The organism is Euhalothece natronophila Z-M001 (assembly GCF_007904085.1).
Taxonomy (GTDB): domain Bacteria; phylum Cyanobacteriota; class Cyanobacteriia; order Cyanobacteriales; family Rubidibacteraceae; genus Halothece; species Halothece natronophila.
The window spans coordinates 1805528-1824474 of the sequence record NZ_CP042326.1 but is presented as its reverse complement, the minus strand read 5'-3'; the positions used below and the strand labels follow the sequence as shown (position 1 = coordinate 1824474).

Here is an 18947-nt window from a genome sequence, read left to right as displayed (position 1 = left end):
CCAGTGATCACCAATGACCAATGACCAATGACTAATGACCAATGACTAATGACTAATGACCAATTAAAATAAAAAATATAACATTCATTCCCATAAGATTATGTCAGAAGCTGTCCCCACCATTGAATTTTTTGAAGGTCTCCCAGAACAAGTAAGTGATGTGCGCTTACGGAAAGAAAAATCTACAGGAATGCGAAATGTCTTGATGATTTTTGAGGAACTAGAGGCTATAGAACGGTTTAATAGCTTTCGGCAAAAGTTTTCTAAGGCTATGAATTTAACCGATTCAGAAGGGACAATTTCGGTTGAGCCTGATTCGTTACGCTTTATTTATGGGGGGCCAGAAGGGGATGAGTTGCAGCGAGTGGAATGTTCTTTTGTCATTGAACAAGAAGACCATTGGGAACGCTTCATGCGCTTTATGGAACGTTATGCTGAAGCTAATGAAATGGCATATCAAGATAAAGGAAAATAAGCTAATACAGCAATAATAATCCCAAGGATAAACCCAACAACCACCTGTAGCGGTGTGTGTCCTAAGAGTTCTTTTAATTTTTCTTCATTAAACTCTTGTTTCTCGCTGAAGAATTCATCCACTATTTGATTGAGCAGTCGAGCCTGTTTTCCTGCCGCTTGTCGGACTCCAGCCGCATCATACATGACAATAATGGCAAAAAGGAGCGCGATCGCGAAACTGGTACTATCCCATCCCTCTTTAATTCCCACACCTGTTGCTAAGGAAGCCACTAACGCCGAATGAGCGCTAGGCATTCCCCCAGTAGTAAACAGCGATCGCGCATCAAACTTTCCCTCACGAACTAACTCAATCACAAATTTGAGTCCTTGCGCCAACAAACAAGCGATCAACGACACCCAGAGGAGATCATTACCAAGAATACTGGAAACATCTTGCATCATTAATTCTTACGATTTGCAATAAACTGTGCCAGAGCCTGCAAAGGAATCCCAGCGTCACCATAGGGAGAAATTTCAGCAACTGCTCCCTCAATCAACTCATCCGCCTTTGCTTTTGAGGCTTCTAACCCTAACAAGCGAGGATACGTTGCTTTATCCGCAGCCACATCTTTACCAGCGGTTTTCCCTAATTCTTCCTGTGTTGCCGTAATGTCGAGGATATCATCAATAATCTGGAAAGCCAAACCAATATTATAAGCATAACGAGAAAGCCCTGCTAATTCTTCCTCTTTTGCGCCCCCTAATAATGCCCCACTAACCACACAAGCCTCTAATAATGCTCCCGTTTTATGGGTATGAATATATTCTAAAGTTTCCAAACTAATATCAGGATTATTCTCTGAAGCTAAATCAACCACTTGACCACCCACTAAGCCAGTTGCCCCTACAGTGTGTCCTAATTTCGCAATAACTTTCAAAACTGCATTCGGATCAACCTCTCTGGTATAAGCCGCAATATACTCAAAAGCATAAGAAAGCAACCCATCTCCAGCGAGAATAGCAATATCTTCGCCAAATTTTTTGTGATTGGTCAATTTTCCCCGCCGATAATCATCATTATCCATCGCTGGTAAATCATCATGAATCAGCGACATGGTATGAATCATCTCCAAGGCACAGGCGGTGGGCATCGCCATTTCTATTGTTCCTCCCACCAACTCACAACTTGCCAAGCATAGAATCGGGCGTAACCGTTTCCCCCCAGCTAACAAGGAATAGCGCATTGCCTCATAAATTTTGGCAGGTTCTCCCATTGCCAGAGACTGATCCAGCGCCTTTTCGACAATTGCTTTTCTCGCTTGGAGATAGGCTTCTAAATCAAAGGTTAAGTTTTGTGGGCAAGCAGATTGATTTGTCATCGTTCTTCTAATTAACACAGTAGGTAGCGTGGGAGCTTCGATTTTCTATTTTACGGGTCAACGGCTCAATCATTAAAAAAACGATTTTCAAAACTGCGAACCGTATTTTCTAACAACATCGTCACCGTCATTGGGCCGACCCCTCCCGGAACAGGCGTAATATAACTTGCCTTAGTGGCAACCCCTGCATAATCTACATCACCAATGAGGCGTTTTTTCCCATTTTCATCTTCAATACGATTCATGCCAATATCAATTACCACAGCATCAGGTTTCACCATATCTGGGGTAATGAGATTAGCTTTTCCCACTGCCACACATAAAATATCAGCTTTTTGACTTAATTCCCGTAAGTCATCTTGGGAGGTTTTACCATGAGCCATACTTACTGTCGCATTCGCCGCTAGTAGCATCAACGCAAGGGGTTTACCCACAAGAATACTACGCCCAATCACCAAAGCCCTTTTTCCTTTGATGGTCAGGTTATAAGTTTCTAATAAACGCATTACCCCAGCAGGCGTACAACTTTTTAAACCTTTTTCCCCACGCACTAATTGCCCTAAATTAGTCGGGTGTAAGCCATCGACATCTTTTTCAGGGGCAATTTTATAAAGGGCTTGAATAGCATCAAGATGCTCAGGAAGGGGAAGTTGTACTAAAATGCCATCAACGCGAGAATCTTGGTTTAGTTCAGTAATTCTGGCTTCTAGTTCCTCTTGGGTGGTATCACTGGGGAAATGCTGACCAAACGAAGTGATGCCCACCTTTTCACAGGCTTTCTCTTTATTGCGGACATACACAGCACTAGCAGGGTCATCTCCCACCATTAAAACCGCTAAACCTGGGGATCTTCCTGCTTGCGGTTGTAGTGTTTCTACTCGTTGTTTGAGTTCCCCTTGAATTTTTTGAGCAAGGGCTTTTCCATCTAATTTTTCAGCCATTGGAGCATTCATTGCAAAATTTCTAAAATATCGGGATACTCTATGTTAGTGTCTCAGATTTTGTCCGTTTTGAAACAGAGATTCGGATTAAGGAAAGGCAATTGGACGATAAAATAAAATGCTGATTGAGATAACGCAAGGATAAACTATGATATCAACTAACGATTTTAGAACGGGGATGACCATTGAATTGGATGGAACAGTTTGGCGTGTAGTGGAGTTCCTTCATGTTAAACCAGGGAAAGGCTCTGCTTTTGTTCGTACTAAGTTAAAAAATGTCAAAACGGGAAATATTGCTGAGAGAACATTTCGAGCAGGAGAAACGGTTCCCCAAGCGACATTAGAAAAACGAACTATGCAACATACTTATAAAGAAGGAGAGGAGTTGGTATTCATGGATATGGAATCTTTTGAGGAAGTGCGGATTCCCCCTGAAACCATCGGCGATCGCGCTAAGTATATCACTGAAGGCATGGAAGTAGGAACGGTTTACTGGGAAGGCAATATCCTAGAAGTAGAAATCCCCAATACAGTTACCTTAGAAGTCACTGAAACAGATCCCGGAGTTAAAGGCGATACCGCCACTGGGGGAAGTAAACCAGCAACTGTTGAAACGGGCGCACAGGTTATGGTTCCCCTATTTATTTCCATTGGTGAACGAATTAAAATTGATACTCGGAACGACACTTATGTCGGTCGAGGTGAATAATTAAGTAAAATTTGTTTCCTGTTAATTCTCTTGGGAAAATAAGATGAAAACTGTTGAATAGGATATATAACTGGTGTCAATCGACTTTAACGAGATTCGTGAACTTCTAAACGCCATTTCTCAGGCAGATATTGCCGAATTTAGCCTCAAAAGTGATCAATTTGAGCTAACAGTTCGCAAGGGACTGGTGAGTCCATCATCGGAAACGTCACCTCCCCCCCAACCCACTCCAGCACAAGCCCCTGCGAATACCACCTCTTTTGCGGAAGAATCAACGCCCCCCCCAACCACTGATAAAAGCGAGTGGGAAGTGATCACCTCTCCCATTGTCGGAACTTTTTATGAAGCTCCCGCTCCGGGAGAACCGCCTTTTGTAAAAGTGGGTGATCACATTCAAGTACACCAAACTGTTTGCATTGTGGAAGCGATGAAAATTATGAATGAAATTGAATCAGAAGTATCGGGAGAAGTAATGGAAATCGCAGTTGAAAACGGTGAACCAGTGGAATTTGGCCAGCCTCTAATACGGGTGAAACCCGACTAAAGTTCATAATTAGCGTTAAATTCTTCTCGGGTTAGGGGTTGAGGAACATAAATTCCTTCTCCCCCTAAGTATTCCAATGGTTCTCCTTCTACGCTTAACCAAACTTTTGTCTCAGGATCAAAACTGGTGGCAGTATAGACAACTTGCCCCAAGCGGCCAATCATGGAGACACTACCCCCGCCAAACATAAAGTCTTCCGATAAGTCAATATGAACGCCATCTTCGCGAACACTGACATTACGTAGTTCGGTACTGGGAGGAATAGTAGTGGCATAGTCGGGATTATCTACTCCTTCCATTAAATTGGCAAGGGCTTTTTCTACTGCGATTTCTGGATCACTCGTCTCATCTAGCGTAAGTGATTGCCCGACTAACTCTTCTCTAGTTTCGGTAATTTGCAACCAATAAACTTGTATTTCGACTTCTTCAGTGGGAATAGGGGGATCTTCCTCTTCACCCCTTTGGTCTGCTGGTCTGAGTTGCTCAGGCACCCAAGGAGGCGCTTCCCCACTTCTTATTGTTGTCCAAGCCCACCACGCGCCTAAACCGCCGGCGACAATCAGAACACTGGACAAACCAACAATAAATCCTGTTGAAAATTGATAACGTTTTTTTGGCTCTTGCATAATCACCTTCTAGCTGATAATTCGTTTGTTACGGAGGGAGAAGAAAAAGAGCTCTCCGACGCTGTCTCATTTGCAATCTGGACAAACGCTGCTAATTTTACCTCATCTTCTTCTATATTTAATTTTAAAAGTCTTGCGAGGATATTCTGCTCTTCTAATGCTTCCAGATTAAATCGCTCGCTAACCCTTTGGGTAACCATTTGAACTAACTGCGGTGGAAAAGGTCGGTTATTAACTGCCAGTCTGGGATTGACAAATTGCAGTTGTTTGCCCTGTCTGGTGGCAATTCCCGATTCTAGCCGAATATTAAAAGTGGCGGTTTCGGCCCTTCTTCCAGGACGAGAAACACGAGTTTCAAAATTAAAAGCAAAACGATTATTGTCGAGAAATTCTAACTCTGAGCTTAATAATTCGTAATTTTGATTGCGACCGCTGGGGAATTGATTAGCTACTTGTTGAATGATTCCTTGTAGCTGAGCTTGAACTGGCTCAGAATTTAAAAACTGAGTAAGCTCGGCTTCGCTAAGACTCATTTGTAAGCCAATCTGCAATGGCTCTTGTAGAATCTCTCGAAAGCCTTGTAACCCATCGGTATTTCCTTGTCGTAATCGATTAAAGTCAAGGGCAATGGGATCAGTTTCTAGTGCCAAAGTACGAAGTTGTAAGTGAGGAGAAAGACTAACTCCCTCACCAGCAAGGCGAATGCGTTGAATGTTTCCTTGTAGTAGTCGATGACTGGGGGTATTATCAACACGGACTTTCAAGGTTTCTACGTCATTAACTTGCTCGCGAAACGCTGCTTCAATCCGTTGATCGACAATGAACCCAAGGGGGGAAACCCCACCGATTAAACTAGCGAGTAAAATTGAGAGAAATTCCATTATTGATAATCAGGTTGTTGGGAGTGATGATCTTGCTTGGCAACTTCCGAGGTGGAAGATTGACTGGTTTGGGCAAGATAAATTCCTGTTAGCACCACAGCAAAGCCTAGCCAAGTAGTAATACTGAGGGATTCCAAGAAGATAAACCAAGCTAAAACAGCACTGATGACGGGTTCTAAAAGTAAAAAGATTGAGACAAAACTAGAGGAAAAAACGTTCATGCTATTGGCGAGTAAGCGTTGACCTAAGCCTTCGCTAATTAGTCCTAACCCAATGACGGCTAATATTGCCACTTGGGTGGTGGGAAATAATTGTTCTCCAGTAATTAGCATGATGAGAAGTAAGATAACACTTCCTGTGGCACAACGCCAGAGGAGAATAGTTGTTCCAGAAAAGCGCGATCGCAGTTGTTCAACAATAAGAAAGTAAGTTCCTAAAAAGACTGCAGATAAAATGGCATAAATATCTCCAATAAATGAGCCTTCTCCTACACCAGCTAAGTCTTCTAGCCCGAGAGTAATAGCTCCACTGACAGCAATTGCCATTCCAATGAGAAATCTTGAGTCAAATTTTTTACTGAGGAAAATCCAACTCCCTAATGTAGTAAAAATAGGCGTTAAGTTATTAAGAAGCATACTTTTGGCAACGGTGGTATATTGCAAGGAAATTGCCCATAACACGAGGGAAATGGTGGCTACGATTCCCACTGAGCCTAATAACCACCACTGCTTCCCTGTAATTTTGCCCTCTTCTTCTTGTTTCGGAGGTGATAATTTGCGACTCAAAAATTGCCAACTTCCGAAAGAAATAAAAAAGATAAAAAGACGGTTAAAAACTGTCGCGTTGGCTCCTAATTCGGTTTGACTTAAGCGGATAAAAATGGGAGCAAAGGAAACGCAAAGTAGAGCAAAGCAGAGAGTAAGTAAAGCAAAGAGGAAAGGACGAGTAATTTTCTCTTGTGGCATTAATTCTTCTTTTTCTGGCATAGTGATTTGTTTAATCAGTTTTAGGGGTAGGTCTGAACACTCCTAGCTATCCTCTATGACTCTAGGAACAGTAAACAGTGTAATTGATGACAAATCATTAGCGCGATGTAGCGAAACACATTCCCAATGCACAAGGAAGCGGTTTGACTGGTTGAAAGTTATGTTACACTGAGGATTGGCTCCTTTGACTGTTATTCTAGAGTTTGGGAGTGCAGGCAAAGACAAGGTAACAATAGTTTTTCAGATAAACTTTAAAGATTTTTCCTTCGCCGACAGCGTTGAGAACAGTATTTTACTTCATCCCAACAATTAGCCCATTTTTTGCGCCAAGTAAAGGATCGACCACAAACTAGGCAAGTTTTTGTCGGTAAATCAGATTTTTTGTGTTGACGTGCCATCAGTTATACTACTTCTTAAAGTTAACGATTTATTAGCTAGTAAGGAAAAATGATTCATTACTAATGTAACTAATAATAGAATAAATAAGATAACTTTCATTTTAATTGCTATTAATGATAGGATAAAAAATAAGGTTTAATTAATTAGACAATAGGAAAAATGGCTGAACGAGAATGGTGGGTCTTAAAATGGCTTGATTTATTAGAAAAATATCGCTTCAAAAAGCGGTTAGAACGGGGTCGTAATTATGCCCGAGATGGGAATATCCTTGCGATTAATTTTGAAGGCGCAAAGGTAACAGCGCAAGTCCAAGGAACAGCAAATGAGCCTTATCATCTTTGGATTAAGCTCGATCCATTTAGTAATGAAGATTGGCATTATATTATTCAAACTTTAGCCGAGAAAGCAATATTCTCTGCACAATTATTAGCGGGGGAAATGCCACAAGATATTGAAGAAGTTTTTATTGCTAATGGTTTAAGTTTATTTCCATTTTCTCTTTCAGATGTTCATTCTCGCTGTAATTGTCCTGATCCTAAAAATCCTTGCAAACACATTGCTGCAGTTTATTATGAATTGGCAGATCGCTTTAGTGAAGATCCCTTTGTTTTATTTCAACTGCGCGGACGAACCAGAGAGCAAATTCTGGCACAAATTAGAGAGTTACGTCAACAAGGAACTTCTCAGGAAGTCATTGGGGAAACAGGAATTGATGATGTGGAAACAGAAGAAGTTATTGAGAAAATTACTGATGACACAGTTAATCTAGAGGAGTTTTGGGAGTATGATGAACCATTAGATTCTTCTCTGTTGCAAATGACAGGAGATAGTGATCAAACCGTGTTAGAAGTTTTAGGGGACTTTCCCCTTCCTAGTGCAGAATCGCAAGCGGTGAAACAATATTTACAACAAGTACAGAAACGAGTTTATTCTGAGGTGGTTCACCAAACAAGTCCATAACCTTGAATGGGCTGATGGGCTTGATCACAAACTGAACCGGAATTTCATATTTCCGTTATGAGGAGCTTCCTCTTGGACGAAAAAAGGGATCAATGATAAAGTTTTTGTTAAAATTGAAACAATAAGTATAAAAACATATTGAGGATTGCTCACAATGAGCCAAAAACAAACGGTTATTGCTCCTTCTATATTATCTGCTGATTTCAGTCGTTTAGGAGAAGAAATAAAAGCTGTTGACCAAGCGGGTGCGGATTGGATTCATGTCGATGTAATGGATGGGCGTTTTGTCCCGAATATTACTATTGGCCCCCTTGTGGTCAGTGCCATTCGTCCCCTAACTGACAAACCCCTCGATGTTCACCTGATGATCGTCGAGCCAGAAAAATATGTAGAAGATTTTGCCAAAGCTGGGGCAGATATTATTTCCGTACACGCTGAACACAATGCCTCTCCCCACTTACACCGTACTTTACAACTGATTAAAGATCAGGGTAAACAAGCTGGTGTCGTTTTGAATCCAGGTACGCCTTTAGAACTCATTGATTATACCTTAGAATTGTGTGATTTAGTTCTAATTATGAGTGTTAATCCTGGATTTGGAGGACAGAAATTTATTCCTACAATAGTGCCTAAAATTCGTCAATTACGTAAAATTTGTGATGAGCGAGGATTAGATCCTTGGATTGAAGTGGATGGTGGATTGAAAGGGAACAACACTTGGCAGGTATTAGAAGCTGGTGCTAATGCTATTGTTGCTGGTTCAGCAGTATTTAAGGCTGATGATTATGCAAGCGCGATCGATGGCATCCGTAATAGCAAACGCCCTGAACCTGAATTAGCAACTGTCTAGCGTGAGCTACTCCCGTTAAATCGAAGATTCTAACGGGAGCTTCCTACCCAATCGGTTGCTTTTCTAATCGTAGGAAAAGAGAAGTCTTACACCAAGGCGATAGGCGAACAGCCCGGCTCCCGAGCTTTATAGATAATTGGATGGAAGAGAATCAAAAATTCTTTTATATCTTGGCTTGGTTTTCGCCGAAAAAAGTTCCCCATCCGAAACTTTTTCGATTATAGCACGACTGTTCTCATTCATCTCACCGACAAATCAAAGATTCTGTCGGGAGACTTCTGAGAACGGATAGTTAAATAAGTGATCTAGTTGACTGGTCACTTTTTTTACTGCAAGATTAATAAAAATGATGTAGTGGGTTACCAAAGAGTCCCACTTTTTTTTATGAAACCAATTAGTGTAACTGTAAACGATCAGACTTATCACGCTCAGTATGAGGTGAAAGACGGGATCATGAATGTCTATTTTGACTATGGCAATAATAGTAAGTCAGAAGCTCTTGGCTCAGCAAAAGAGTCGGCTCTGGCGAAAGTTTTACTCACAGAAATGGTTATAGAAATGCTGAAAAACTAGCCTTTTTACTGACCGCCGAGAAGTCCCTATCCAGAATCTTTGATTTGGGTGGGGATAAGCTTATTATGGGTTATTGAGGTTCCGTTTTTGCCAAGCCACAACTTTCTTGAGAACAGCGTTTTTGTTCTACAAGGGTTTTCAAGTTTGGTCGCCCCGTTAATGGGAGTCGCCAACTCGCCCAAATGTTATAAATCCAATCCGCGATCGCGCCAAGGATGGGTAATTTAGTTGGGGCATAAACCCAGCCAATTCCTAATACCTCATAAACACGACGAAACACCTCTAAATCCTTGACGACAGTACCATCAGGGAGAATTCCATGAATCCTCTCCATAGCCGTTTCAAAATCAATTCCACTATTTTCTTCGGGAGTATAGTTTTCGTCAGTAATATCAACGAATTTAACTAAACCTCGACCGGCATCACGTTTCTGTAAAAAATTGACTTCTCGCAGACATAAAGGGCATTCGCCATCATAGAGAATTTTGACTTTCCATTGGGTTTGTTCCATCATTAACATTACAAAAAATTTTTGATCTTAACTACAGTTTTCATTTACTATATTAATAGATATTAAGATTTAGTTAACTTTATATCAATCCTTCTCAAGAGAGAAGTTAGTAATTACTATAAATCTGGTTAATGCTTAAACAGTCATTTTTACAATTATCATTAGCTCTAATTATTATTCTCAGCGCCCAGATTAGTTTCCAATTTTCTTTTTTAGAAGGGAATATTTCTTTATTTTGGATGCCAGCAGGAGTTAGTTTAGCCAGCTTTCTCTTGCTTGGGGAAAAAATTTGGCCAGCAGTTGCAATTGGCTCTTTTGTTATTAATTCTTCCATAGAGATGCCTTGGACTTTTAGCCTTGCCGTGATTCCAAGTATCTTACAACCTTGGCTAGCCACAATCGCCATTAATCGCTGGAAAGTCCGTTGCCAACTGGATACACTTCATGATTTAGGAAAATTTTTAGCCATAACTGTTATCGCATTGCCCATCTTAGGCGGTATCATTGGAGCTAGTAGTTTTTGTCTCTCATTGAGTTGCACAACCGATAATTTTTTTACGATTTTATTTCAATGGGCAGTAGGAGATGCCATGGGAGTATTAATTATTACTCCTCTCATTTTAACTTGGGTGAAGTCTCCTCTCACAAATATAAGCCGCAAACGATTTAGCTTTATTCTTGGTTTCACCTTTTTAATCATCACCAATTTATTTATATTTGGCATTATTGAAATGCCTTTTCTGCAAAATAACATCTATCCTTTTCAATATCTCAGTTTTCCTTTTTTAATTTGGGCAGGGTATGAGTTTAAGCAACCAGGGGCAACGTTAGGGATTTTTATTACTGTTTTGATCGCTATTTGGGGAACAATGCAAGAAACAGGACCATTTTCTCAAGCTGATACCCCCGATACGGCTCTATTATTACTTTGGTCATTTTTTACTGTTATTTCCCTTGCTACTTTAATTCTTGGCACAGCCAGTAGTGAAAATGAAAAGGCAAAAGAGCGTTTACAAAATTTAGCTGATTATGATGCTTTAACTAAATTACCTAATCGACGTATATTTTATAAAGCTGTGGATGATTTTATTAATATCTGTAAAATCAAAGATCAAAATTCTTTTTGTGCAGTGCTTTTCATTGACTTAAATCGTTTTAAAGAAATTAATAACAGTCTTGGACATCCCCTTGGGAATCAAGTTCTTTATCAAGTAGCCCAACGGCTAAGACTGAATGTTCCTAAGCAATATTTAGTAGCACGCTTAGGGGGAGAAGAGTTTGGTATATTTCTTCCGAATGTTAGAGACTTAAGAGAAGCAATTATCATTGCGGAAACAATCTTAAATACCTTTAGATCATCTTTTCAAGTAAATGACGTTGAATGCTTTATTAGCCTAACAATTGGTATTAACTTAGGAAGTTGTAGCTATGAAAAATCTGACAATATTATTAGAGATGCTGATGTTGCCATGTGTAACGCCAAACAAAAGGAGAAAGGTTACTGCATTTTTAATCCAGAAATGCTGGCAAAGAGACAATCACGATTAACCATTGATCAAAAATTAAGAAAAGCAATTACAAAAGAAGAGTTATCTCTATTTTATCAGCCAATTGTTGATCTCAGTTCTGGGCAAATTACGGGATTTGAATCGTTAATTCGTTGGTATAATCAGGAACTTGGTAGGGTATCTCCTAACCGCTTTATTCCTATTGCTGAAGAAACAGGAGTCATTCTAGAAATTGGGGAATGGGTATTAAAACAGGCTTTTCATCAGTTGAAACAATGGGAAGAACACACAAGATTTGATGGTAAACACTTTACTCTCAGCGTTAATGTTTCTCCTCGGCAGTTGAAAGGAAAAAACTTTGTTGAGGAAGTGGGAAATTTGATTAGGGATTATAATATCGATCCAAAAATAATCAATTTAGAAATCACGGAAACTGCGATCTTAGAATTAGATATAAACAAAGTAGTTTCTGAATTAAAGGAAGTTGGGGTAGGAATTTATTTAGATGATTTTGGCACAGGAGAATCTTCATTAAGTCGCTTATATCAATTACCGCTAGATGTGATGAAAATTGATCGGGCTTTTGTACAAGAACTCCCTGATAATAAACGGAAATATGCGATCGCGCAGACAATTATTAATCTTGCCAAAAACATGGATTTGGATGTAATTGCAGAAGGAATTGAAACTGAAGCCCAACGCCAGCAACTTTTAGAATGGGGCTGTGAAAAAGGACAAGGATTTCTATTTTATCGACCGTTGACCGCAGAACAAGCAACTAATATTATCTCTGGAAACTGTTTGTAATTCAACTTTTTTCCCTCTCATACAACTGGACAATTTTAGCAATAACTTCTTCGATACTTAACCCATCTGTAATTAATTCAATGGCATCAGGTGCTTTTTTCAGAGGGGCGATCGCGCGATCGCTATCATAGGCATCTCGCTGTTCAATTTCCCCCTGTAATTGTGCTAAATCAATTATTTCTTTGCCCTGAGCAGTTAATTCCTTTTGCCGTCGTTTTGCCCGTTCCGTCACAGATGCAGTGAGAAAAATCTTTAAATCAGCATGAGGAAACACATTCGTGCCAATATCACGCCCTTCTGCAACTAAGCCCCCTTTTTCTCCCCATTCTCGTTGTTGAGAGACTAATTTCTCCCGAACCGCTTTTTGAGCCGCGATCGCGGAAACATTACGAGTAACGATCGCGCTACGAATAGCATCCGTTACCTCTTTCCCATTCACTCTTACTTCCACAGGAACATCAGGACGACTCCCCACCAATAATTCTAGGTCACATTGAGAGATTAATTCTGCTACCCCTGCTTCATCATCAATGGCAGTTTCTGAATTAAGCACTAACCAAGTTAACGCCCGATACATTGCCCCTGTATCTAGGTATAATAAGCCTAATTTTTTTGCCACTAGACGAGTTACTGTGGATTTTCCCGCACCTGCTGGCCCATCAATGGCAATAATGGGAGCGCGATCGCGTAGTATCATATTATCAATCAATCTCGTTTTCCCCAAATAAACTGCTAATGCCAATAACCCCTTTTTCTCAACTTTTTTGAGGGGTTGTAAAGTCTCTGGATCAACCAACGCTGTATAATCAAACTGGGAAGGTGACCAAGGAGCATCCTCTCGTAAAATTTCAAGTAATTCTGTAGCGTCACGAACTTGTTTTTGCTCAAGCGCCTGTTTTGCCCGTTTTAATCCTTGATATAATCCTTGCGCCTGTTTCCGCTGTTGAGGCGTTAAATATTGATTCCGCGAACTATAAGCTAATCCTGACTCCTCTCGTACAATCGGACAAGCACAAATTTCCACAGGAAAATTCAAGTCAGTGACTAATCGTCGAATAATAGCAAGCTGTTGTGCATCTTTCTCCCCAAAATAAGCGCGAGTGGGTTGGATAATATTAAATAACTTCGTCACGACTGTAGCGACTCCTTGAAAATGTCCGGGGCGACTCTCGCCACACATTTGAGAAGTCATACTTGCCGGGGGAACGACATGAGTTAATTCTTCTTGCGTCTCAGTTCCTTGTACCTGTTTTGCTTGAGGATATAATTCTCCCACAGTGGGCGCAAAAACAATATCTACCCCTGCTTCCTCACAAATTTGGCAATCTTGTTCCAATTGACGAGGATACTGTTCCAAATCAGAACCTGGTTCAAACTGTAACGGATTAACAAAAATTGTCACCACAACTAGATCATTGTCTTGTCGGGCGTGAGAGATTAAACTGAGATGACCCGAATGCAACGCCCCCATGGTGGGAACTAAACCGACCGTTTGATCAGTTTGCCATGCTGATTTTAGTTCAGTTCGGACTCCTGCAATGGTTTTAAACAGACGCACTAGCTTTTCCTCTCTAAACACAGAAAACAGTGAGACTAAACGCCTCACTGCCTTATCTAGCTTAATTTTAACCTTAGTTCACTTTATTCAATCACTTGAATGCTAACCGGTGCTACGCCAGAACCACGCATTCCAATTGCTTCCGCAGCAGCACGGGATAAGTCTATCACTCTTCCTCCCGCATAAGGGCCACGATCATTAATTCGCACAACAACAGACTGGTTATTACGTTGGTTTGTCACTCTAACACGACTTCCCAAGGGTAACGTGCGATGGGCGGCTGTCATCTCAGACGGGTTAAAGGTTTCGCCATTAGCCGTGGTTTGACCTTTGAAATTAGGGCCATACCAAGAGGCTTCTCCCTGTAGTTGGTGGGCTAATAATTTTTCAGAACTGCTTTCTAGGGAATTTCTCGTTTCATTTACTTCATTAGGGGCATTAAACGATAAGGCGGTAGCGGATGCCATTCCAACTGCGGAACTTCCTAAGGCTAGCGCACTTGTTACAAAAGCAACTTTCATTAGTTGTTGAATTGGCTTCTTCATAATCTTCACTCCTCAAATTGATCCTTACTTAGCTTTTCATCTAAGTAAACAGTTTTGCCTCTATCAAGACATATAAATTAGCTATCGCTTGCGAGACTAATCGCAAGTATTATAGATATCAGCTAAACGTGAATTTTGCGAGAAGAAGATTATTTATCCCCTAAAATTAGAGAAGGTATGGCTAGCCTAAAATTTAACAAGCAATTACTGGAAAATCAAGCGTAATCTGTTTTAACAGAAACTTAACAAAGTAACAAATCATTAAGATATATAAAGGTTACCGATAAGAAGGTTCTATGGATTATCAACAAGCAGGTGTCAATATTGAAGCTGGACGGTCATTTGTGGATCAAATCCGCGCCCTTGTCCAAAAAACCCATCGTCCTGAAGTGTTAGGAGGTTTAGGAGGCTTTGGTGGCTATTTTGAACTACCCACTGGCTACCAAGAACCCATCTTAGTTTCGGGGACGGATGGTGTAGGAACAAAACTTAAAATTGCTCATACTTTGAATCACCACAATACTGTGGGAATTGACTTAGTGGCAATGTGCGTTAATGATATTTTGACCTCAGGGGCGGAGCCACTGTTTTTTCTGGACTATATTGCAACAGGAAAACTAGAACCTGACCAATTAACAGCAGTGGTGGAAGGGATTAGTGCTGGCTGTGAAAAGAGTGGTTGTGCGCTACTCGGGGGAGAAACCGCAGAAATGCCTGGATTTTATCAAGGGGGAGAATATGATTTAGCTGGCTTTTGTGTGGGAATCGTGGAGAAGAGTCAGTTAAAGGATGGATCACAGGTAAAATTGCGCGATCGCGCGATCGGTTTAGCCAGTCAAGGCTTACACAGCAATGGCTTTAGTCTCGTTCGTAAAATCATCGCTGATAACAATATTAATTGGTCAAGTCAGTTTCCAGAATTTGAGGGAAAAACTTTAGGGGAAGTAGTGCTGACTCCCACTGAAATTTATGTTAAACCTGTTTTAGAAGTAATTCGTGCTGGATATGATATTCATGGGATGGCGCATATTACAGGCGGTGGACTTCCAGAAAATCTTCCCCGTTGTTTAAGCGAAAATCAAAGTATAAGTTTAAATCCCAAAAGTTGGGCAGTTCCGCCGATCTTCTCTTGGTTAGCACAACAAGGAAACCTCACCACCAAAACCCTCTATGAGACATTTAACATGGGAATCGGATTTGTTCTCATTGTTCCGCCTGACATTGCTGAGGAATTAGTCTCATGGTTTAATGAACGTCATCTCTACGCCTATGATCTCGGCGAAGTGGTATCTGGTTCAGGAGAAGTCCTTGGCTTAGATTGAACGCTGACCAATTCCAAAAGGAAACAAGATTTTCTCTCGCCACAAACAAACTCCTAGTATCCAGAAAACTCAGAACATCGCTATGAGTTGCATCGGGGAGTTATTGTTGAGATGCCAAAACCAAGGGGGAAACATTCAGAAATTGCTGCTTTTCTCAGTTTAGAATTAGGTCTTCAGTGTCGCCAAAATGACTCTCCTTGTTTCCTTCCCGGAGAAGCAATTATTAAGCCCTCCCGCGATCAAACTGGATACGAACCTGATGTTATTGTCCTAGAGCGCGATCGCGTTGTCAATGAACCCCGTTGGGCGGAAGAATCAATTATTACAATGGGGTCATCCGTGCGTTTAATTGTAGAAGTAGTTAGCACAAACTGGCGAGATGATTATTGCTTGAAAGTCGCTGATTATGAAGAAATGGGAATTACAGAATATTGGATTGTTAACTATATTGGATTAGGAGGAAAACGCTTTATTGGTAATCCCAAACAACCGACTATTTCAATTTATTAACTGGTTGATGGATAATACCAAGTGAAACAATTTTGAGGAAATGATATTATTACATCCCCCGCTTTTCCTGAACTGGCTTTAACCACAGAACAAGTGTTTCAAGGAAATCGCTAAAATGATAAACAAAAAATAGATAGGTGATACTAAATCGCTAACTACAAAACGGCAATTCCTTCAACAGTAAAATCCTTGAGATCGGTTTTTAGACTCGCGTGTTCAAAGGTAATCGCGCAGATATTTCCTTGATCATCTAAATCTAAAATTGTATTTTCATCAAGATCTTTAGTCTCAACAATTTGATTAACCCGAAATTCAATGTAGAGAGTATCTGTGTCTTGAAAATATTTAACTTTCATAACTTAAATCTCCGATCAAAAAAAGCATTATGAACTGTTTCCCCATCTGGTAAGAGTATAACGCGAAGATAACGACCTTCCATTTCATTGATACGCTTCCAGCGACGTATCCTTCCATCGGTTTGGATAGCTTCATAATCTGGAAATTCCATTGTTCGCAAAATCCATTCATCCTGAATCATAGCGCGATCGCGACGAGTCCGAACTATCTTAAAATATTGAGTACATTTCACAATTAATTTTGTACGTATCATTACCGCTAACGATAATAATGTCTCATGATATTGTTGATAATCGCCAAGAAAAACTCGTTGATAAAATTAATAGTATCCTCTCCACATCTGAATCTGCCCATTTTGCTGTAGGCTACTTTTTCCTTTCAGGATTTACAGCGATCGCCCCTCGTCTTACTCAGATCAAACACCTTAGTCTTCTCATTGGCAATACCACCAACCGCGAAACGTTGGATCAATTGGCAGAGGGTTATCGTCGCTTAGAAATTGTCCAAGACACTTTAGAAGAACAAAACTATGCCAAGCGCAGTATTCGCAAAGAAATTGCCGAAGAAACAGCAGGAAATCTCCGTTCCACCGTAGAGTTAATGGATCAGACAGATGAGGCGCAAACTCTAGTGAAAAATCTGATCCAAATGATTGAAGTACGATTGCAACGATTATTTGTAGTCAGGCTTTTGTGTAACTGTTAGACCTTCGCTGAAATTGGGGACTTCTCGCTCACACTAGTTTAAAATTAATCAAAAGGCGGCACCCAGATTCGAACTGGGGAATAAAGGCTTTGCAGGCCCCTGCCTTACCGCTTGGCTATGCCGCCACAGATTCAACCTTATTATATCAAGGTATTGTCAGAATGCGTCAACCTTTTTCAGAAAATTCTCCTCAAACCAGCAACGCCTATTTGCGAGTACAGCGACTCAGCCAATTTCTCGACAATGCAATTGTGATTCCAGGAACTTCTTATCGGGTAGGTTTTGACCCCTTATTAGGCTTATTCCCAGGGGTAGGAGACTATTTCGGGGCGTTTTTATCAGGCTATATTGTGTTAGAAGCAGCCAAAATTGGGGCTTCTCGTGTTACCTTGATTCGGATGATTGTTAATGTGGTTATTGATACAATTGTTGGTCTAGTTCCAGGAATGGGGGATATTTTTGATGTCTTCTGGAAAGCCAATGCTAGAAATGTGATGTTACTACAAAAACAATTAGAATCGGGGGAAAGAAGAGAAAAAGCAGACTGGTTATTTTTAGGTGGATTACTTTTAATATTATTGATTATTGTTCTTGGAATGGCTAGCTTAAGTTTTTGGATTTTAGTTTCATTAATTCAAGCCAGTCCCTTTTTTGGGATTACTCTAATGAATTAGAAAAATCTTCTTCAATCGTGAGTGGAGTTTCTATCAGTCCTCGATTAACAAAAGTAATTAAAAAGTTAGCCGTTAATTTGGGCAGACAAATACTCCTCTCTATTTTACGATAGTTCCCATTAACTAGATAATAAAAGGTAATTTCCTGATTATCCCAAAACCAAACTTCCTTGACTTCCAAGTATTTATACTTTTCTAAGTCAACGATACTACCACTTGTATAAGTCACTTCCACCGCTAAATCGGGAATAGATTTATCGGTTTCAAAAGCAAAACTATGATCAGGTTCTTTTCCTGCTAAAGGAGGTTTTTTTAAGGTGGTTGAACCCATGGGAAAATAAGGTAAATTATACTTGCGACAGTAAGTTTTAATTAAACCATTGATGACTTCCGCTATCCTTTCATGGTTTTTACTCGGAGACACAATTGTTATTACTCCATTGCAATAAGAGATGCGATACCCATAATCTTCTTGAGTTAATTTTTCGTAGTCATCCCAAGTCATACCAGCTAGAATAAGGGTTTGATCGCCACAAGTAGCGCGATCGCGATTAATAGGAAGGTTTAATAAATCTGTAAACACAACTAATTTTTTCCTAAGCAAATTAAGGACAAAGGACAAACTTTGATTACTCTAACTTTATGGTTCTGGAATTTCTAATTGTTTACATATTTTGAGGACTGTAAAATTAGGAATTTCTCTATGTCTAGGTACAGAAGTACGCTTTTTATTAGCCGTATTTTCCCAAATAGAATGCGATCCTCCTTCTCGTAACAGTTGACAACCATTCTGACTTAGATGTCGCAATAAATCTCGACGTTTCATGATGTTGCTAAGTCGGGAATAATTTGAATATGAGGAGTGGCGTTTAAAAGGAGGTAGATCGGTTCTTCTAAATCGGATTCAGGATCAGTTATTGTTGGGTTAGGTTGCGGTAATGATTCCCCATTTTGTAGATTTGTTTCTGCCATATCGACTAAAGCGGCTGATAAAGATTTGCGAGTCTTTTCAAGCGTTTCTGCAAAGGTAATAGTTCCAGGAAAATCTAAAACTTCTCCATGAACCCCCTCATCTAAAAATTTATACATTGCTTTATAAGTTAGCATAAGCTATAACATTATTATCATACTGAACAATTCTAATTA

The 18947-nt window shown here is 40.2% G+C and carries 24 protein-coding genes, 1 tRNA gene and 1 pseudogene; 10 read left to right on the top strand and 16 right to left on the bottom strand.

Annotated elements, in window-relative coordinates; all coding sequences use genetic code 11:
* Positions 1-100 precede the first annotated feature (100 nt).
* On the top strand, positions 101-475 hold the full coding sequence (gene psb28 / locus FRE64_RS08750; protein WP_146295638.1) for a photosystem II reaction center protein Psb28: 375 nt from the start codon (positions 101-103) through the stop codon (positions 473-475).
* Here psb28 and FRE64_RS08745 read toward each other — a convergent pair.
* The 3 genes from FRE64_RS08745 to folD form a co-directional block, all read right to left on the bottom strand.
* A complete protein-coding gene (locus FRE64_RS08745) occupies positions 457-915 on the bottom strand; it encodes a divergent PAP2 family protein (RefSeq protein ID WP_146297321.1) in 459 nt (152 codons plus the stop codon). The two genes, psb28 and FRE64_RS08745, sit on opposite strands and share 19 nt — an antisense overlap.
* A gap of 2 nt (positions 916-917) precedes the next feature.
* Positions 918-1835, bottom strand: a complete 918-nt coding sequence (gene crtE / locus FRE64_RS08740; protein WP_146295636.1) for a geranylgeranyl diphosphate synthase CrtE — start codon at positions 1833-1835, stop codon at positions 918-920.
* Positions 1836-1900: 65 nt separating this feature from the next.
* Positions 1901-2788, bottom strand: a complete 888-nt coding sequence (gene folD / locus FRE64_RS08735) for a bifunctional methylenetetrahydrofolate dehydrogenase/methenyltetrahydrofolate cyclohydrolase FolD (RefSeq protein WP_146295634.1) — start codon at positions 2786-2788, stop codon at positions 1901-1903.
* Between the two features lie 136 nt (positions 2789-2924).
* Here folD and efp point away from each other — a divergent pair, with 136 nt between their 5' ends.
* Positions 2925-3485 carry an elongation factor P gene (gene efp / locus FRE64_RS08730; RefSeq protein ID WP_146295632.1) on the top strand — a complete coding sequence of 187 codons (561 nt, stop codon included), beginning with the start codon at positions 2925-2927 and terminating at the stop codon, positions 3483-3485.
* A gap of 73 nt (positions 3486-3558) precedes the next feature.
* Entirely contained in the window at positions 3559-4029 is a 471-nt protein-coding gene (gene accB, locus FRE64_RS08725; RefSeq protein WP_146295630.1) for an acetyl-CoA carboxylase biotin carboxyl carrier protein, read from the top strand.
* Here the strand turns inward: accB and FRE64_RS08720 are convergent.
* The 4 genes from FRE64_RS08720 to FRE64_RS08705 all read right to left on the bottom strand — a co-directional run bounded on the left by FRE64_RS08720 (position 4026) and on the right by FRE64_RS08705 (position 6920).
* On the bottom strand, positions 4026-4655 hold the full coding sequence (locus FRE64_RS08720) for a GerMN domain-containing protein (RefSeq protein WP_146295628.1): 630 nt from the start codon (positions 4653-4655) through the stop codon (positions 4026-4028). The two genes, accB and FRE64_RS08720, sit on opposite strands and share 4 nt — an antisense overlap.
* 2 nt (positions 4656-4657) lie before the next feature.
* Positions 4658-5536, bottom strand: a complete 879-nt coding sequence (locus tag FRE64_RS08715; RefSeq protein WP_146295626.1) for an LmeA family phospholipid-binding protein — start codon at positions 5534-5536, stop codon at positions 4658-4660.
* Positions 5536-6522 (bottom strand): DMT family transporter, encoded by a 987-nt coding sequence (locus FRE64_RS08710; protein WP_146295624.1) that lies wholly within the window; start codon positions 6520-6522, stop codon positions 5536-5538. Before FRE64_RS08710 ends, FRE64_RS08715 begins: the two co-directional genes overlap by 1 nt.
* A gap of 251 nt (positions 6523-6773) precedes the next feature.
* Positions 6774-6920 (bottom strand): DUF2256 domain-containing protein, encoded by a 147-nt coding sequence (locus FRE64_RS08705; protein ID WP_146295622.1) that lies wholly within the window; start codon positions 6918-6920, stop codon positions 6774-6776.
* 160 nt (positions 6921-7080) lie between these two features.
* Between FRE64_RS08705 and FRE64_RS08700 the strand changes: the two genes are divergently transcribed.
* Together FRE64_RS08700 and rpe are read left to right on the top strand one after the other, a co-directional pair.
* The gene (locus FRE64_RS08700; protein ID WP_146295620.1) at positions 7081-7881 is read left to right on the top strand and encodes an SWIM zinc finger family protein; all 801 of its coding nucleotides are present in this window, start codon (positions 7081-7083) and stop codon (positions 7879-7881) included.
* A 154-nt stretch (positions 7882-8035) separates the two neighbouring features.
* Entirely contained in the window at positions 8036-8731 is a 696-nt protein-coding gene (gene rpe, locus FRE64_RS08695) for a ribulose-phosphate 3-epimerase (RefSeq protein WP_146295618.1), read from the top strand.
* A gap of 643 nt (positions 8732-9374) precedes the next feature.
* Here the strand turns inward: rpe and FRE64_RS08685 are convergent.
* The gene (locus FRE64_RS08685; protein WP_390622226.1) at positions 9375-9818 is read right to left on the bottom strand and encodes a thiol-disulfide oxidoreductase DCC family protein; all 444 of its coding nucleotides are present in this window, start codon (positions 9816-9818) and stop codon (positions 9375-9377) included.
* A gap of 128 nt (positions 9819-9946) precedes the next feature.
* On the opposite strand from FRE64_RS08685, the gene FRE64_RS08680 reads away from it, so the two are divergent.
* The gene (locus FRE64_RS08680; protein ID WP_146295612.1) at positions 9947-12130 is read left to right on the top strand and encodes a bifunctional diguanylate cyclase/phosphodiesterase; all 2184 of its coding nucleotides are present in this window, start codon (positions 9947-9949) and stop codon (positions 12128-12130) included.
* A 1-nt stretch (position 12131) separates the two neighbouring features.
* Here the strand turns inward: FRE64_RS08680 and FRE64_RS08675 are convergent, their stop codons facing one another.
* Entirely contained in the window at positions 12132-13688 is a 1557-nt protein-coding gene (locus FRE64_RS08675) for a bifunctional pantoate--beta-alanine ligase/(d)CMP kinase (RefSeq protein WP_146295610.1), read from the bottom strand.
* An 83-nt stretch (positions 13689-13771) separates the two neighbouring features.
* Positions 13772-14233 carry a septal ring lytic transglycosylase RlpA family protein gene (locus tag FRE64_RS18270; RefSeq protein WP_146295607.1) on the bottom strand — a complete coding sequence of 154 codons (462 nt, stop codon included), beginning with the start codon at positions 14231-14233 and terminating at the stop codon, positions 13772-13774.
* Positions 14234-14529: 296 nt separating this feature from the next.
* Between FRE64_RS18270 and purM the strand changes: the two genes are divergently transcribed.
* Together purM and FRE64_RS08660 are read left to right on the top strand one after the other, a co-directional pair.
* Positions 14530-15555 (top strand): phosphoribosylformylglycinamidine cyclo-ligase, encoded by a 1026-nt coding sequence (gene purM, locus FRE64_RS08665; RefSeq protein ID WP_146295605.1) that lies wholly within the window; start codon positions 14530-14532, stop codon positions 15553-15555.
* Positions 15556-15615: 60 nt separating this feature from the next.
* Positions 15616-16179: pseudogene (locus FRE64_RS08660) on the top strand (Uma2 family endonuclease); the annotation flags it as partial.
* 41 nt (positions 16180-16220) lie between these two features.
* Here FRE64_RS08660 and FRE64_RS08655 read toward each other — a convergent pair.
* Positions 16221-16421 carry a DUF2283 domain-containing protein gene (locus FRE64_RS08655; RefSeq protein ID WP_146295603.1) on the bottom strand — a complete coding sequence of 67 codons (201 nt, stop codon included), beginning with the start codon at positions 16419-16421 and terminating at the stop codon, positions 16221-16223.
* A complete protein-coding gene (locus FRE64_RS08650; protein WP_246140278.1) occupies positions 16418-16675 on the bottom strand; it encodes a hypothetical protein in 258 nt (85 codons plus the stop codon). Before FRE64_RS08650 ends, FRE64_RS08655 begins: the two co-directional genes overlap by 4 nt.
* 17 nt (positions 16676-16692) lie before the next feature.
* On the opposite strand from FRE64_RS08650, the gene FRE64_RS08645 reads away from it, so the two are divergent.
* Positions 16693-17127 carry a phospholipase D-like domain-containing protein gene (locus FRE64_RS08645; RefSeq protein ID WP_246140277.1) on the top strand — a complete coding sequence of 145 codons (435 nt, stop codon included), beginning with the start codon at positions 16693-16695 and terminating at the stop codon, positions 17125-17127.
* A 53-nt stretch (positions 17128-17180) separates the two neighbouring features.
* Here FRE64_RS08645 and FRE64_RS08640 read toward each other — a convergent pair.
* Positions 17181-17252 (bottom strand) — tRNA-Cys (locus FRE64_RS08640).
* 36 nt (positions 17253-17288) lie between these two features.
* Here FRE64_RS08640 and FRE64_RS08635 point away from each other — a divergent pair.
* The gene (locus FRE64_RS08635) at positions 17289-17801 is read left to right on the top strand and encodes a DUF4112 domain-containing protein (RefSeq protein WP_146295601.1); all 513 of its coding nucleotides are present in this window, start codon (positions 17289-17291) and stop codon (positions 17799-17801) included.
* On the opposite strand, the gene FRE64_RS08630 is transcribed toward FRE64_RS08635, so the two are convergent.
* The 3 genes from FRE64_RS08630 to FRE64_RS08620 are packed head-to-tail and all read right to left on the bottom strand — an operon-like array spanning position 17785 to position 18908.
* Positions 17785-18384, bottom strand: coding sequence for a Uma2 family endonuclease (locus tag FRE64_RS08630; RefSeq protein WP_146295599.1), 600 nt, complete (start codon positions 18382-18384; stop codon positions 17785-17787). The genes FRE64_RS08635 and FRE64_RS08630 overlap by 17 nt on opposite strands.
* A 57-nt stretch (positions 18385-18441) precedes the next feature.
* Complete coding sequence (locus FRE64_RS08625) at positions 18442-18627, bottom strand: type II toxin-antitoxin system HicA family toxin (protein WP_146295597.1); 186 nt, start codon at positions 18625-18627, stop codon at positions 18442-18444.
* Positions 18624-18908 (bottom strand): type II toxin-antitoxin system HicB family antitoxin, encoded by a 285-nt coding sequence (locus tag FRE64_RS08620; RefSeq protein WP_146295595.1) that lies wholly within the window; start codon positions 18906-18908, stop codon positions 18624-18626. Before FRE64_RS08620 ends, FRE64_RS08625 begins: the two co-directional genes overlap by 4 nt.
* Positions 18909-18947 lie beyond the last annotated feature (39 nt).

Coding starts and splice junctions, on each gene's coding strand:
- FRE64_RS08710 (WP_146295624.1), bottom strand. CDS start 6,522: ATGCCAGAAAAAGAAGAATTAATGCCACAAGAGAAAATTACTCGTCCT.
- rpe (WP_146295618.1), top strand. CDS start 8,036: ATGAGCCAAAAACAAACGGTTATTGCTCCTTCTATATTATCTGCTGAT.
- FRE64_RS08620 (WP_146295595.1), bottom strand. CDS start 18,908: ATGCTAACTTATAAAGCAATGTATAAATTTTTAGATGAGGGGGTTCAT.
- folD (WP_146295634.1), bottom strand. CDS start 2,788: ATGAATGCTCCAATGGCTGAAAAATTAGATGGAAAAGCCCTTGCTCAA.
- FRE64_RS18270 (WP_146295607.1), bottom strand. CDS start 14,233: ATGAAGAAGCCAATTCAACAACTAATGAAAGTTGCTTTTGTAACAAGT.
- FRE64_RS08745 (WP_146297321.1), bottom strand. CDS start 915: ATGCAAGATGTTTCCAGTATTCTTGGTAATGATCTCCTCTGGGTGTCG.
- FRE64_RS08655 (WP_146295603.1), bottom strand. CDS start 16,421: ATGAAAGTTAAATATTTTCAAGACACAGATACTCTCTACATTGAATTT.
- FRE64_RS08720 (WP_146295628.1), bottom strand. CDS start 4,655: ATGCAAGAGCCAAAAAAACGTTATCAATTTTCAACAGGATTTATTGTT.
- FRE64_RS08715 (WP_146295626.1), bottom strand. CDS start 5,536: ATGGAATTTCTCTCAATTTTACTCGCTAGTTTAATCGGTGGGGTTTCC.
- FRE64_RS08685 (WP_390622226.1), bottom strand. CDS start 9,818: ATGATGGAACAAACCCAATGGAAAGTCAAAATTCTCTATGATGGCGAA.
- purM (WP_146295605.1), top strand. CDS start 14,530: ATGGATTATCAACAAGCAGGTGTCAATATTGAAGCTGGACGGTCATTT.
- FRE64_RS08680 (WP_146295612.1), top strand. CDS start 9,947: ATGCTTAAACAGTCATTTTTACAATTATCATTAGCTCTAATTATTATT.
- crtE (WP_146295636.1), bottom strand. CDS start 1,835: ATGACAAATCAATCTGCTTGCCCACAAAACTTAACCTTTGATTTAGAA.
- efp (WP_146295632.1), top strand. CDS start 2,925: ATGATATCAACTAACGATTTTAGAACGGGGATGACCATTGAATTGGAT.
- FRE64_RS08705 (WP_146295622.1), bottom strand. CDS start 6,920: ATGGCACGTCAACACAAAAAATCTGATTTACCGACAAAAACTTGCCTA.
- FRE64_RS08635 (WP_146295601.1), top strand. CDS start 17,289: ATGCGTCAACCTTTTTCAGAAAATTCTCCTCAAACCAGCAACGCCTAT.
- psb28 (WP_146295638.1), top strand. CDS start 101: ATGTCAGAAGCTGTCCCCACCATTGAATTTTTTGAAGGTCTCCCAGAA.
- FRE64_RS08650 (WP_246140278.1), bottom strand. CDS start 16,675: ATGATACGTACAAAATTAATTGTGAAATGTACTCAATATTTTAAGATA.
- FRE64_RS08645 (WP_246140277.1), top strand. CDS start 16,693: ATGTCTCATGATATTGTTGATAATCGCCAAGAAAAACTCGTTGATAAA.
- FRE64_RS08700 (WP_146295620.1), top strand. CDS start 7,081: ATGGCTGAACGAGAATGGTGGGTCTTAAAATGGCTTGATTTATTAGAA.
- FRE64_RS08625 (WP_146295597.1), bottom strand. CDS start 18,627: ATGAAACGTCGAGATTTATTGCGACATCTAAGTCAGAATGGTTGTCAA.